This is a genomic window from Streptomyces achromogenes subsp. achromogenes, assembly GCF_000720835.1.
GTDB lineage: Bacteria > Actinomycetota > Actinomycetes > Streptomycetales > Streptomycetaceae > Streptomyces > Streptomyces achromogenes.
This window is the reverse complement of sequence record NZ_JODT01000012.1, coordinates 75,812-89,530: the sequence shown is the minus strand read 5'-3', so window position 1 is coordinate 89,530 and position 13,719 is coordinate 75,812. Positions and strand designations below refer to the sequence as shown.

11 protein-coding genes are annotated in these 13,719 nt (G+C 74.2%); 4 read left to right on the top strand and 7 right to left on the bottom strand.

Going from position 1 to position 13,719, the window contains the following annotated elements:
- Nucleotides 1-6: 6 nt before the first annotated feature.
- Both IH25_RS0114045 and IH25_RS0114040 read right to left on the bottom strand, forming a co-directional pair.
- Nucleotides 7-759, bottom strand: a complete 753-nt coding sequence (locus tag IH25_RS0114045; RefSeq protein ID WP_051753921.1) for a 3-keto-5-aminohexanoate cleavage protein — start codon at nucleotides 757-759, stop codon at nucleotides 7-9.
- Between the two features lie 111 nt (nucleotides 760-870).
- Nucleotides 871-1,473, bottom strand: a complete 603-nt coding sequence (locus tag IH25_RS0114040; protein ID WP_030608476.1) for a hypothetical protein — start codon at nucleotides 1,471-1,473, stop codon at nucleotides 871-873.
- Nucleotides 1,474-1,681: 208 nt separating this feature from the next.
- Between IH25_RS0114040 and IH25_RS0114035 the strand changes: the two genes are divergently transcribed.
- Nucleotides 1,682-4,471, top strand: coding sequence for a penicillin acylase family protein (locus tag IH25_RS0114035; protein ID WP_030608473.1), 2,790 nt, complete (start codon nucleotides 1,682-1,684; stop codon nucleotides 4,469-4,471).
- A 23-nt stretch (nucleotides 4,472-4,494) separates the two neighbouring features.
- Here the strand turns inward: IH25_RS0114035 and IH25_RS0114030 are convergent, their stop codons facing one another.
- A complete protein-coding gene (locus tag IH25_RS0114030) occupies nucleotides 4,495-5,796 on the bottom strand; it encodes a hypothetical protein (protein WP_030608469.1) in 1,302 nt (433 codons plus the stop codon).
- A 29-nt stretch (nucleotides 5,797-5,825) separates the two neighbouring features.
- Nucleotides 5,826-7,046 (bottom strand): exo-beta-N-acetylmuramidase NamZ family protein, encoded by a 1,221-nt coding sequence (locus IH25_RS0114025; RefSeq protein WP_030608465.1) that lies wholly within the window; start codon nucleotides 7,044-7,046, stop codon nucleotides 5,826-5,828.
- Between the two features lie 118 nt (nucleotides 7,047-7,164).
- Between IH25_RS0114025 and IH25_RS0114020 the strand changes: the two genes are divergently transcribed.
- From IH25_RS0114020 to IH25_RS0114010, 3 genes are read left to right on the top strand one after another with little or no spacing between them, the layout of a single operon-like run.
- Nucleotides 7,165-7,935 carry an SDR family oxidoreductase gene (locus tag IH25_RS0114020; protein WP_030608462.1) on the top strand — a complete coding sequence of 257 codons (771 nt, stop codon included), beginning with the start codon at nucleotides 7,165-7,167 and terminating at the stop codon, nucleotides 7,933-7,935.
- On the top strand, nucleotides 7,932-9,593 hold the full coding sequence (locus tag IH25_RS0114015) for a class I adenylate-forming enzyme family protein (protein WP_030608460.1): 1,662 nt from the start codon (nucleotides 7,932-7,934) through the stop codon (nucleotides 9,591-9,593). The genes IH25_RS0114020 and IH25_RS0114015 overlap by 4 nt, the downstream gene beginning before the upstream one ends.
- 26 nt (nucleotides 9,594-9,619) lie before the next feature.
- Nucleotides 9,620-10,213, top strand: a complete 594-nt coding sequence (locus tag IH25_RS0114010; RefSeq protein WP_030608457.1) for a TetR/AcrR family transcriptional regulator — start codon at nucleotides 9,620-9,622, stop codon at nucleotides 10,211-10,213.
- Between the two features lie 19 nt (nucleotides 10,214-10,232).
- Here IH25_RS0114010 and IH25_RS37535 read toward each other — a convergent pair whose 3' ends face one another.
- From IH25_RS37535 to IH25_RS0113995, 3 genes are all read right to left on the bottom strand, one after another.
- Nucleotides 10,233-10,439, bottom strand: coding sequence for a hypothetical protein (locus tag IH25_RS37535; RefSeq protein WP_037654920.1), 207 nt, complete (start codon nucleotides 10,437-10,439; stop codon nucleotides 10,233-10,235).
- 11 nt (nucleotides 10,440-10,450) lie between these two features.
- Complete coding sequence (locus IH25_RS0114000) at nucleotides 10,451-11,806, bottom strand: type III PLP-dependent enzyme domain-containing protein (protein ID WP_051753920.1); 1,356 nt, start codon at nucleotides 11,804-11,806, stop codon at nucleotides 10,451-10,453.
- Between the two features lie 214 nt (nucleotides 11,807-12,020).
- On the bottom strand, nucleotides 12,021-13,688 hold the full coding sequence (locus IH25_RS0113995) for a PucR family transcriptional regulator (RefSeq protein ID WP_037654919.1): 1,668 nt from the start codon (nucleotides 13,686-13,688) through the stop codon (nucleotides 12,021-12,023).
- Nucleotides 13,689-13,719 lie beyond the last annotated feature (31 nt).

Below are 13,719 nucleotides of genomic sequence, written 5' to 3'. Positions count from 1 at the left end.
GCGACCCTACCGTCGCCCTTTGCCGGTCGGTCCGGCCCGATACGGGAACCGGGCCCGCTCGGCCACCGCCTCCGCCACCAGCCGGGCGTTCGACCCGGCGCGCCGGCCGTCCGGCAGCAGCAGGGTGTCCTCCAGGCCGACCCGGGTGGCCAGACCCAGCCGGACCGCCAGCCGGAGCACCGGCCAGGTGCCGCCCTCCTCGCCGTGCAGCAGCACCGGGCGGCCGTGCGCCGTGCCCAGCTCGGCCAGCAGTGTCCGCGCCGATGCCCCGGCGGTCGCCGGATCCGGATCGGTCACCTCGGCCAGGACCCTCAGCACCCCCGGCCCGAGCGGCGAGGCCGCGAACCGGGCCGCTCCCCGCGTGCCGGACCAGACGCCCGCCTCCACACCCACGCCCCGGGCCAGCAGTTCCGCCGCGACCTCCTCGGCCCCGGCCTCGTGCCAGTTGACCGAGGCGAAGTCGGGCAGCACCGTCCAGGAGCGCACCCGGTCGAGCCGGGCCGCCGGGCCGGGCTCCGTCCAGGCACCGGTGGTCACGCCGACCGGTACCGGCACCCGCGCCCGTATCGCCTCCAGCGCCGGGCCGACCACGCGCGGGGAGAGACTCTCGCGCCCGCACGGTGTCCGGGGATGGACGTGCACCGAGGTGGCACCGGCCGCCACCGCCTCGGCGGCGGAACGGGCCAGCTCCCGCGGGGACATCGGGACACCCGCGTCGTCGGCGGCCGAGCGGCTTCCGTTGAGACACACCTGCACCATGCCTTGAGGGTGCCCGCCGCCACCGGTCTCACCACCCGCCTTCCGGCGGGCCTCCCGCGGAAGGGGTGCGGCATCCCCTGCGCACCCCCGCGTCCCGCCGTCGACCGGTGGTCAGGCGGGTGTCAGCTGGCGGTCCCGCCCCGCGTGCCGGAGGGCTTGGGGGCTGAGCACGGGGCGCGGGACCAGGATGCCGCAGTCCGTGCACACCGGTCCGGACGACGGCTCGTGGTCCAGGCCGTACCTCCAGACCAGCCGCTCGCCGTCGCACACCGGGCACGACGTCCCCGGCTCCCGTTCCAGCGCGGCGATCAGCCGGCGCAGCACCTCCGCGAGCGGTGCCCGGGGGTGCACCCGCGGATCGTCGCACCAGGCGACCCCGAAACCGCCCCAGGTCAGCCGGTGCCAGTCGTCCACGCTGCCCGGCCGGCGCAGCCCGTCGTGCTTCTCCCGCTTGCGCCGCTCGGTGAAGTCCGTCTCGTAGGCGAGCCAGACGTCACGCGCCTCCTCCAGCTCCTCCAGCGCGGCCACCAGCCGCGCCGGATCGGGTGAGCGGTCCTCGGGGCCGAACCCCGCCCGGGAGCACAGATGGTCCCAGGTCGCCCTGTGCCCGTAAGGGGCGAACTTCTCCAGGCACTTGCGCAGCGAGTACCGCCGCAGTGCCAGATCGCAGTCCGGGTCGCGTACCTGTCTCGCCAGACTCCGGAAACCGGCCATCGCCCTGCACCTCCGTCACACCTGTACCTGCACCGCGGTCACTTCGGCGTCGTCGCACGGACGTCGCCGAATAGACGTATCGACAGGCGATTCGGCTCCATCTCTTCTCCGGTTCTCCTTGCGGACTCCAGAAAGTGACGCATGTTCACCTTTAAACGTGGGGATAACCGGCGGTAACGTTCGGCCACCCCAGTCGCTAGGAGCCGCCATGCCACGGCGAACCCCACGTACCGCCCCTGACAGACTGAGAACGTCCCGCCGACTTCCCGGGTTCCTGAAGACGGCGTCCGTATGCCTCCTCGTCGCCGGTCTCCTCACACCCCTCACACGGACCGCGGTGGCGGCGACCGACGCGGCGGCGCCCAACGACTACTGCGGCGGCCGGTGTTCGGACATCCTGCCGCCCGGCGAGAACGGCAACGCCACCCTCGCGCAGATCCTGCTCAACCAGGCCTTCGGCACCCAGCCCGCGCACGCCGAGGACCAGCTCGGCCCGTACGCGAACCTGGCCACCGGCTACAAGACGCTGACCGACGCCACCGTCAACACCTTCTTCAACGACGCCTCCTTCGGCGTCCCCGCCGACCAGGTCGCCTCCACCGAGAAGCCGGCCGGCCGCACGGACGTCACCATCGTCCGGGACAAGAAGACCGGCGTGCCGCACATCACCGGCACCACCCGCTACGGCACCGAGTTCGGCGCCGGATACGCGGCGGCCCAGGACCGGCTCTGGCTGATGGACGTCTTCCGGCACGTCGGACGCGGCCAACTGACCGGCTTCGCGGGCGGCGCGCCCGCCAACCAGGGCCTGGAGCAGCAGTTCTACCGCAACGCGCCCTACACCGAGGCCGACCTCCAGGCGCAGATCGACAACGCGGTGGCCCACAACGGCGCCCGCGGCCAGCAGGCCCTCGCCGACGTCAGGGCCTACCTCGACGGCATCAACGCCTACATAGACGCCTCCGACAGCGGCCGTTACTTCCCCGGCGAGTACGTCCTCACCGGCCACAAGGACTCGATCACCAACGCCGGCACCATCGACCACTTCAAGGTCACCGACCTGGTCGCGCTGGCCTCCGTCATCGGCTCGCTGTTCGGCTCCGGCGGCGGCGGAGAGGTCGACAACGCGCTGTCCCTGCTGGCCGCCCAGGACAGGTACGGCGTGGCCGAGGGCACGAAGGTCTGGGAGTCCTTCCGCGAGCGCAACGACCCCGAGGCCGTCCTCACCCTGCACAACGGCGAGAGCTTCCCCTACGGCGCCAGGCCCGCCGACCCCCAGGGCGCGGCCCTGCCCGACGCCGGCTCGGTGACCCCCGAACCGCTGCTGTACGACCGCACCGGCAGCGCCGCCACCGCGAGCGCCGCGAAGACCGCGGCCACCGCGGCCGGGACCGCCCTCGGCTCCGCCCGGCGCGGCATGTCCAACGCCCTCGTGGTGAGCGGCAAGCACACCGCGAGCGGGAACCCGATCGCCGTCTTCGGGCCGCAGACCGGCTACTTCGCCCCGCAGCTGCTGCTGCTCCAGGAGATCCAGGGCCCCGGCATCAGCGCCCGCGGCGCCTCCTTCGCCGGCCTGAGCATGTACGTCGAACTCGGCCGCGGCCAGGACTACGCGTGGAGCGCCACCACCTCCGGCCAGGACATCATCGACACCTACGCGGTCGAACTGTGCCAGGACGACTACCACTACCTCTTCCACGGCACCTGCACCGCCATGGAGAAGGTCGAGCAGAAGAACGCCTGGAAGCCCGCCGTGGCCGACGGCACCGCCGCGGGCTCGTACACCATGCGCGTCTGGCGCACCGCGTACGGACCGGTGGCCTACCGGGCGACCGTCGGCGGCAAGAAGGTCGCCTACACCACCCTGCGCTCCTCCTACCTGCACGAGGCCGACTCCATCATCGGCTTCCAGATGCTGAACGACCCCGACTACGTCAAGGGCCCGCAGGACTTCCAGAGCGCGGCCCGGCACATCAACTACACCTTCAACTGGTTCTACGCCGACTCCCGGCACACCGCGTACTACAACAGCGGCGACAACCCGGTCCGCGCGACCGGGGTCGACGCGGACTTCCCGGTGTGGGCGGCCCCCGCCTACGAGTGGCGGGGCTGGGACCCGGCCGGGAACACCGCCGACTACACCCCGGCCTCCGCCCACCCGAACTCCGTCGACCAGGACTACTACATCTCCTGGAACAACAAGCAGGCGAAGGACTACGCCGCCGCGCCCTGGGGCGAGGGCCCGGTGCACCGCGGCAACCTGCTGGAGGACCGGGTGAAGAGGCTCGTCGCGGCCGGCGGCGTGACCCGGGGCAAGCTGACCCAGGCCATGGCCGACGCGGGCCTCGCCGACCTGCGCGCCGAGGACGTGCTGCCCAGGCTGCTCAAGGTCGTCACCGCCCAGCCGGTGACCGACCCCACGGCCGCCGCGGCGGTGGCCAGGCTCCAGGCGTGGGTGACCGCGGGCGCCAAGCGCACCGAGACCGGCGCCGGTTCGAAGACCTACGCCGACGCGGACGCCATCCGCATCCTGGACGCCTGGTGGCCGCTGCTGGTCAAGGCCGAGTTCGAACCCGGCCTCGGCACCGGCCTGTACACCGCCCTCACCCGCAACCTGCCCGTCGACGAGGCACCGTCCGCCGGACACGGCCCGACCGGCTCCCACGCCGGCAGCGCCTTCCAGTACGGCTGGTGGTCCTACGTCGACAAGGACATCCGGGCGGTGCTCGGGGAGCCCGTACAGGGCCCGCTGGCCCGGAAGTACTGCGGTGACGGCAGCCTCACCGCCTGCCGGGACCAGCTGATCGGCACCCTGAGGCAGGCGGCCGCGCTGACCGCCGCCCAGGTCTACCCCGGCGACGACCAGTGCGCGGCGGGCGACCAGTGGTGCGCCGACTCCATCGCCCAGCGCGCCCTCGGCGGCATCAAGCACGGCCGGATCGGCTGGCAGAACCGGCCGACCTACCAGCAGGTCGTGGAGTTCGCCGCGCACCGCTGAACCGGCCGGGTCCAGGCGGCGGGTCAGGTGATACGGCCCGCCGCCAGCACCAGCCGCGCCAGCTCGGGGTGCACGATGTCGCTGTGCGCCCCGGCCGGCGCGCCCCCGCGCCGGACCACGGCCGCCGCGTCCACGTTCACCAAGCCCGCCGCCGGCAGCCCGCCGCCGAGCGCCGCCGCCAGGTCCAGCCGGGCGGTGCCCGGCACCGCCTGCGCCCCGTCGTGCCCCAGGGCGCCCCAGCGCGGGCCCAGCACGGCCGCGATCTCGTTCCCGGCGCAGGAGCGGTCGTCACCGGCGAGCCGTGCGGCCAGCGGATAAATCGTGCCGAGTGCCGTGTCGAAGTGCGAGTGACAGCACACCAGGGGGCCGTCGACGCGCCGCCGGACGTCCTTGAGCGCCCCCGACCGGTCCGCCGCGTGCGGCAGCCGGGCCGCGAACGCGTAGTGCGAGAACGCCCCTTGCAGCAGGGTCACCGACTTCACCGTGCGCACCGGCTCCGGCAGCCCGCGCAGCGCGAACGCCACCAGCCGGCCGCCGAAGCTGTGCCCCACCAGATGCACCCGCACCCCGGGCGCCGCCTTCGCCAACCGCCCGAGCAGCGGCCCGAGTCCGTGCTCGCCGACCGTTCCGGACCGCCGCTTCATCTGGTAGTACGCCGCCTGCCGCAGCAGTTCCTTCGCGCCGTCCCACGGGTTCGGCAGGCCGAACCCGGCCGTGTCGGCGGCCGGTCCGAGCGCGGCCAGGGCCTCGGCGAACTGCTCGCAGGCGGTCACCGGGTCGCCGGTGAACACGGCCGGCTCGCCCTCCTCGTCGGTGTCGGCCGCCGACCGCCGACCCTCGCTCTCCAGCAGCAGCCGCACCAGCCGTGCGAACTCGGCCCACCCCTCGGTGCCGGCCGGCCGCTCGTCCAGCAGCCGGGCCAGCCGGTCCAGCACGGTCGCCCGGCCCGGGAAGGTCTGCAGCAGTGCCCGCCGGGTGTCCTTGTCCAGCACCGGGCGCGGCGCCGCCCGGACCTCCTCGGCCGCCACGGACCTCGGGAAGTCGGGGATCGGCTCGTCGCTGAACCGCATCGACGGCCAGATCACCCCGACGTACCCGATCCGGGCCTTCGGCGCGAGCTTGGGCACGGGGGCGAGGAAGCGCCGGTACAGCGAGGTCGCATCCGAACGGTCGTTGTTCCAGCCGTGCGCGAAGACGACCAGGTCACGGACGCCGCGCTCGGTGACCTGCGCCAGCAGCCGGTCGCGTTCGGGGCCGTCCATGTCCCCGTCCGCGTCGAAGGTCAGCTCCCAGTAAGGACTCACGCTCATCGCGGCATCCGTCATGCCGGGCCCCCTCGCCCCCGAAAGACGCGCTACTTGTACAGGAGATACCCCTTTCGCACCCGTCGGAACGCGGCCAGCTCCTCCTCCCAGGCGCCCGTCACCTCGTCGGTGTCCGCGCCCGCGTCGATCATCGTGCGCACCCGGTCCGAACCGGTGAGCTTGTCGATCCAGTGGTCTGGCCGCCACGCGAACCCGTCCCACACCTTCCGCGCCGTCACCAGCAGCGCGATCCCGGTCCGCACGGGATCGAAGGCGGCCCGGTCGGTCACATGCACCTGCACACCGCCCACGGTCTTCCCCTGGAACTTGGAGAACGTGGGCGCGAAGTACGCCTCCCGGAACCGCACGCCCGGCAGCGCCAGCCCGTTCACGGCGGCGGCCCAGCGCCCGTCCACGCCCTCGGCGCCGAGGAGCTCGAAGGGCCGGGTCGTGCCGCGCCCCTCGGAGAGGTTGGTGCCCTCGAACAGGCAGGTCCCGGAGTACACCAGCGCCGTGTCCGGCGTGGGCATGTTGGGGCTCGGCGGCACCCAGGGCAGGCCCGAGGCGTCGTAGAACGCGCTCCGCCTCCAGCCCGACATGCGTACGGTCTCCAGGTCGGCCGGCGTGCCCAGGAACTCCCCGTTGAACAGGCCGGCCAGCTCCGCGACCGTCATGCCGTGCGCCTGCGCGATCGGCTTGCGGCCGACGAAGCTGGCGAACTCCTCGCGCAGCACCGGCCCCTGCGCCGCGCGGCCGGTCACCGGGTTGGGGCGGTCCAGCACGACGAAGCGCTTCCCGGCGAGCGCCGCCGCCTCCATACAGTCGTACAGGGTCCAGATGTAGGTGTAGAAGCGGGCGCCCACGTCCTGGATGTCGAAGACGACCGTGTCCACGCCGGACGCGGTGAAGACGTCGGCGAGCGGCCGGCCGCTCTTCAGGTACGTGTCGTACACCGGCAGGCCGGTCGCCGGGTCGTCGTAGCGCCCCTCGGAGCCGCCGGCCTGGGCGGTGCCGCGAAAGCCGTGCTCCGGGCCGAAGACCGCGGTCAGCTCGACCCGGGGGTCGCGGTGCATCACGTCGACGATGTGCTCGGTGGCCCTGGTGACGCCGGTGGGATTGGTGACCACGCCGGTCTTCTGGCCGGCGAGGGCCGCGTAGTCGTGGGCGGCGAGGTTCTCGAAGCCGGTGCGGAGCGGCTCGCGGTGGTGGTGTGACATGGGAGTCGCCGCCAGTGCGGTCGAGGCGAGCAGGTTTCTTCGGGACAGGTCCATGAGTCCTCCAGTCCCCTAGAGGTTGACGCGACCGCCCTTCCTTTTACACATACCGACTGGTTAGTCTGACGCTCGCTGAGCCGAGTCGCGTCGTGTCGTGTCGTGTCGAAGGAGACCGATGGTGGAAGCCGTGCGGGATGCGGGAGTGGTCGTCACCGGAGCGGGCGGGGGGATCGGGGCCGCGCTGGCCCGGCGGTTCGCCGCCGAGGGGGCCCGGGTCGTGGTGAACGACCTGGACGCCGGGAAGGCGGAGGCGGTGGCCGAGGAGATCGGCGGGACCGCCGTGCCCGGCGACGCCTCCCGCGTCGTCGACGCCGCGCGCGACGCCCTCGGCGGCACGGTGGACGTCTACTGCGCCAACGCCGGCGTCGCCTTCGAGGACGGCGACCTCACCGCGCTGGACGAGCGCACCTGGGAGACGTCCTGGGACGTCAACCTGATGGCCCACGTCCGCGCCGCCCACGCGCTGCTGCCCGGCTGGCTCGAGCGGGGCGCCGGGCGGTTCGTCTCCACCGTCTCCGCCGCCGGACTGCTCACCATGATCGGCGCGCCCTCCTACAGCGTGACCAAGCACGGCGCCTACGCCTTCGCCGAGTGGCTGTCCCTGACCTACCGCCACCGGGGCGTCAAGGTGCACGCCATCTGCCCGCAGGGCGTGCGCACCGACATGCTGGCCGCCACCGGCAGCGCCGGCGACCTGGTGCTGCGGCCCACCGCGATCGAACCCGAGGCCGTGGCCGACGCGCTGCTGAAGGGCATCGAGGAGGACCGCTTCCTGATCCTGCCGCACCCCGAGGTCGCCGGCTTCTACCAGGCGCGGGCCGGCGAGCCCGACCGCTGGCTCGCCACCATGAACCGCGTCCAGCAGAAGTGGGAGGCCGCCCGGTGACCGCCGTACGCTACGCCGACCGCCCCTGGATCGCGCTGCTGACCGACGCCCAGCGCGCCCCGCTCGACCCCGCCGACTCCCTGGTGCACGCCCTGCGCACCGCCGTCGCCGACCACCCCGACCGCACCTGCCTCACCTACTTCGACGCCCGGCTGAGCTACCGGGAGACCGACGAGCTGACCGACTCCGTCGCCGCCCACCTCGCCGGGCGGGGACTGCGGCGCGGCGACCGGGTGGCCGTACTGCTGCAGAACTCGCCGCACTTCGTGCTGGCCGTGCTCGGCGCCTGGAAGGCGGGCGCGACCGTCGTCCCGGTCAACCCCATGTACAAGTCGGGCGAGGTCGCGCACGTCCTGCGGGACGGTGAGGTGACCGCGCTGATCTGCTCCGACCGGGCCTGGGAGACGTACCTGCGGCAGACCGCCGCCGACTCCCCGGTGCGGATCGTGCTCACCGCCTGCGAACGGGACCTCCAGACCCGCGACGACCCGCGCGTGCTGACCTTCGAGCGGCTGCCCCAGGCCCCGGACGCCGACGACCTGACGGCCGTCGCCCGGCAGGGCGGCCGGCCCCCCGAGGGCCGCCTGCCCCGCCCCGAGGACATCGCGCTGATCAGCTACACCTCGGGCACCAGCGGCACCCCCAAGGGCGCCACCAACACCCACGCCAACATCATGTACAACGCCGAGCGGCAGAGCACCGGACTCGGCCTGCCCGAGGCACCCGTCTACTACGCGCTCGCCCCGCTGTTCCACATCACCGGCATGGTCTGCCAGTTCGGCGCCTGCCTGAACAGCGCGGGCACCCTGGTGCTCACCTACCGCTTCGAGCCCGGTGCCGTCCTGGACGCCTTCGCCGAGCACCGCCCGCACTACACCGTCGGCCCCTCCACCGCCTTCATGGCGCTCGCCGCCCACCCCGGCGCCACCCGCGAGCACTTCACCTCCTTCGTGAACATCTCCTCCGGCGGCGCGCCCGTGCCGCCGGTCCTGGTGGAGCGGTTCCGCGAGCGCTTCGGGCCGTACATCCGGGTCGGCTACGGCCTCACCGAGTGCACCGCCCCCTGCGCCTCCGTCCCGCCCCACCTGGAGGCGCCCGTGGACCCGGTCTCCGGCACCCTGTCCGTCGGCCTGCCCGGCGCCGACACGGTCGTGCGCATCCTGGACGACCAGGGCGCGGAGGTGCCCTTCGGGGAGCACGGGGAGATCGCCGTACGCGGACCGCAGGTGGTGCCCGGCTACTGGCGGCGGCCCGACGCCACCGCCGAGACCTTCCCGGACGGCGAGCTGCGCACCGGCGACATCGGGTTCATGGACGAGCGGGGCTGGCTGTACGTCGTGGACCGCAAGAAGGACATGATCAACGCGTCCGGCTTCAAGGTGTGGCCGCGCGAGGTCGAGGACGTCCTCTACACCCACCCGGCGGTGCGCGAGGCGGCCGTCGTCGGGGTGCCCGACGGGTACCGGGGCGAGACCGTCAAGGCCTATATCAGCCTCCGTCCCGGCGCCGAGGCGGCCCCCGGTGAACTGGCCGCGTACTGCAAGGAGAGACTGGCCGCGTACAAATACCCGCGCCAGGTGGAGATCCTGCCCGAGCTGCCCAAGACGGCGAGTGGGAAGATCCTCCGTCGGGAACTGCGTTCCCGGAACACCGACTGAAGACCACGGAAAGGCAGGTGGCGGCAGTGCCCAGGACCACGGACGGAGACGGCACGCCCGTACCGCAGCGGCTGCTGGCCGCCGCCACCCGGCTCTTCGCCGAGCAGGGCTACGACCGCACCTCCGTGCAGGAGATCGTGGAGGCGGCCGGCGTCACCAAGGGCGCGCTGTACCACTACTTCGGCTCCAAGGACGACCTGCTGCACGAGGTGTACGCGCGGGTGCTGCGCCTCCAGCAGGAGCGGCTGGACACGTACGCGAACGCCGACGAGCCGGTGGAGAAGCGGCTCCGGGACGCGGCGGCCGACGTCGTCGTCACCACGATCGAGAACCTCGACGACGCGTCGATCTTCTTCCGGTCCATGCACCACCTCAGCCCGGAGAAGAACAAGCAGGTCCGCGCCGAGCGCCGGCGCTACCACGAACGCTTCCGCGCGCTGGTGGAGGAGGGCCAGAAGGAGGGCGTCTTCTCCACGGCGACCCCGGCCGACCTGGTGGTGGACTACCACTTCGGCTCCGTCCACCACCTGTCCACGTGGTACCGCCCCGACGGCCCGCTCACCCCCCAGCAGGTCGCCGACCACCTCGCCGACCTGCTGCTGCGGGCCCTGCGGCCCTGAGCCCGGGAGCGTCCGCCGCCTAGCCGATGATCTCCTTGAAGAACAGCACCCCCGAGGCGGCGGTGCCGGCGCCCGCGCTCACCGCGACCGGCCAGGCACTGCCGGCCAGCGCCGCCAGCACGCCCGCCCCGGCGCCGGCCAGCGCGGCCAGCAGGAACACGAGGGCGGCGCGCTGGGTGAGCAGCGGCCCGCCCCCGCCGGGCCGCCCGGAACCGGACCGGGACACCGCGGCGCTCCTCACCGGTCTTCGCCGGCCGGGACCGGCACCGGCACCGGCTCCGGCACGCCGTCCCGGTCCGTCAGCAGCCACGGGTCCTCGGCGGGCCGCACGAGCGTGAACTCCACCCGGCCGGCCGCGTCCGTCCGGACCCCGTGCACGGCGGGCTCCGGCAGGCTGTTGTAGCGGAACGGCGTGGAGAAGTAGTAGGCGCCGGTGTCCGGCACCACCACCAGATCGCCCGGCCGCAGCGGGGGCAGCGCCCGGTCGCGGGCCAGCAGATCGCCGGCGAAGCACGCCGGGCCCGCGATGTCCTGCCGCACGGGCCGGGCCCGCAGGGCGGCTCCGTCCGGGCCGTACGCCTCGATCCGCAGCGGCCAGGCGTCGGGGCTGAACACCGTCCGGGTGGCGACCTGCACTCCCGCGTGTGTCACGGCGATCGGCCGGCCCCCGGCGCTCTTGGTGTACTCGACGTACGCCGCCAGGAACCCGTTCTTCGCCAGCACCGAGCGGCCGAACTCGGTGACGACCCGGTACCGGCCCTCGAACAGCCCCGGGGCGTGCGCCCGCAACTGTCCGGCGTAGTCGGCGAACGTCGGCGTGACCTCGTCGTCGGCGAAGTTCACCGGAAGCCCGCCGCCGATGTCGATGCCCTCCACCCGGCCCGCGCCGAACGCCGCCGTCACCTGGCCGGCGAACTCCACCGCCTGCGCCACCCCGCGCGCCATCAGGTCCAGGGGGCAGCCCTGCGACCCGGTGTGGGTGTGCACCCAGGTCAGCCACGGGTAGGCGGCGAACGCCCGCAGCAGCCGCTCCCGGTTGCCCGGGTCCGTCAGCGGGATGCCGAACTTCGAGGTGCTCGTGGCGGTACTCATCGCGGCGATGGCCCCGCCGCCGACCTGGCAGTTCAGCCGCACCCCGATCCGGGACGCGGACGGGCGGCCCGCCAGCAGCGCGTCGATCCGCTCCAGCTCCTGGAAACTGTCGGCGTTGACGGCCACCCCCAGCTCCAGGGCCCGCGCCAGCTCGGCACGCGTCTTGGCCGGGGAGTCGAAGACGATCCGGTCGGCCGGGAACCCGGCCGCCAGCGCCCGGGCCAGCTCGCCCCCGGTCGCGACCTCGCAGCCCATCCCGAGCCGCTCCAGCTCCCGCAGCACGGGCACCAGGCAGTTGGCCTTCGCGGCGAACGCATGGGTGACGGCGGGCAGTTCGGGAGCGCCGGGAAACGCCTCCCGCAGGGCCCGGACCGTGGCGGCGACCCCGTCGAGGTCCACGAAGGCGGCCAGCGGGGAGAGTTCGGGGTCGAGCAGGCCCTGCCGCACGGCTTCCCTCAGGACGTGTTCGCGGCGCTCGGCGGCACGGGACACAGCGGTCATGGTGCACCCTCCGGTGTGGGACGGCGGCCCGGGGCGCTTCCCCGGGCACGTGACCAGGCTGCTCGCCGCACCCGGGGGCGTCCATCGTCGGTCCCGCACAGCGTTACCCGCCGCGACCAGGTTCGCACCGGGGGGTCGCACCCCGGCGCGCGCCGCCTTCGTGCGTGGCGACGAGGAACGGCCGCTTCGGTGGTGCGGGCGCACGAACGGCGCCTCAGGGCCCCGGGGCGCCCCGCCCCTGTCCGTCGCCGAGGCGCAGTTGCAGCTGCGCCAGCAGCCGGGCGTCCGGACTGCCGAGATCCAGCCCCGACACGGCCGTGATCCGGCCCAGCCAGTACCGCATGGTGTTGGGGTGCAGCGAGAGGCTGCGCGCGGCGGCCCGCACATCGCCGAAGTGGTACAGGTAGGCCCGCAGGGACTCCACCAGGCGGCTGCCGGCGTGCTCGGCGTCGACCGCGGCCAGCCGCGCCACCGAGGTCCCCGGGGGCAGCTCCAGGTCCCGCAGCGCCTCCAGTACGTGCAGGACGCCGATGGTGTCGGCCACGTCCTCCACCCGTGCCACGGGCCGTGCGTCCCCGGTCCGGTCGAGGGCCTTCAGCGCCTGTTCGGCGCTGCGGCGCGACCGCGCCGCCTCCGCCAGCCCCGGCACCACCTCGCCCAGCCCGGCCCGCACCGGCGCGCCGGTGGCCGCCGACAGACGGGCGGTCAGCGAGGTGCCGAGCGCCGTCACCTGCTCCCGGGCCCGGTCCGCGTCCTGCTCCAGCGCGCTGACCAGCACCAGCGCGCGGCCGCCCGCCGGTACCACCACGATCCGGTGGCCGAGGGCCGCGCAGTGCAGGGCGAGCAGCGCGTACAGCCGGGACGGCTCACCGGCCGGCCCCCGCACCCCGGTCCCCGTGCCCACCGCCAGGACCGCGCAGGGCTCCCGGGCCGGCAGCGCGGCCCGCTCGGCCAGCACCTCGGCCGAGCCGCGCCCCTCCAGCAGGGCGCGCGCCGCGTCCTCCACCAGCCGGCTGTCCGCGCCGCGTGTGCGGTGGTGCAGCAGGTGCGGGGCGGCGGCCCGGGCCGCGGCGCGCAGCGCCTGGGCCGCGTTCGGGGACAGCGGCCGGCCCGCGACCGCCGCCACCCAGACGGAGCCCAGCACCTCGCCGCCCGCCCGGACGGCGCACACCAGCCGCTCGGGGTTGTCTCCCTGGGCGCGCCGGTGCAGCACGTCGTCCGTGGTCCACAGGGCGCGGAAGAACCCGGCGTCGCGCATCGCGGCCACCCGCCAGGCGGGCACGCGCCGCCCGAGGATGGTCAGCCGGCGCATCTCGTCCACGTTCTCCTCCGTCGAGGAGTACGCCAGCACCCGCGACTCGGTGTCCTCGATGGTCACCGAGCCGCCGACCAGGGCGGCCACCGCGTCGGCCAGCCCGTCGAGATCGCCCAGCACCAGGCCCCCGGCGGCGGGTAACGGCGGTGCCCCCGCCGCGGCGAGCCCGGCCCGGAGCACCGCCACCAGTTCCTCCCACCGGTACCAGGTGCGGAACAGCACCGCCGTACCGGCCTCGTGGGCCGCCGAGCGCAGGACACCGAGGGTCCCCTCGGGGCGTTCCGGGCCGAAGACCACCCCGCAGGCCCCGGCGGCACCGGCCCGGCGTACGACGTCCACCGCCTGGGCCGACCCGGCCGCGACACCGACGGCGAGCACCAGCTCCCCGGGCCGGACCTCGGGGGCCAGCACATCGAGCACGGTGGCGCCGCCGACGGCCACGGCCAGGCCGCCGGGCGCCGTGTCCAGCTCCAGGGCCCCCGGGCCCACGACCGACAGCAGCCGCTCCAGGGTCACCCCGGGCCCGGCGGCCGTACCCCACTCCGCGTGGTCCCGTGACTCGGTCACGCTTCCCCCTCGACACGCCGGCGGCCGGTCC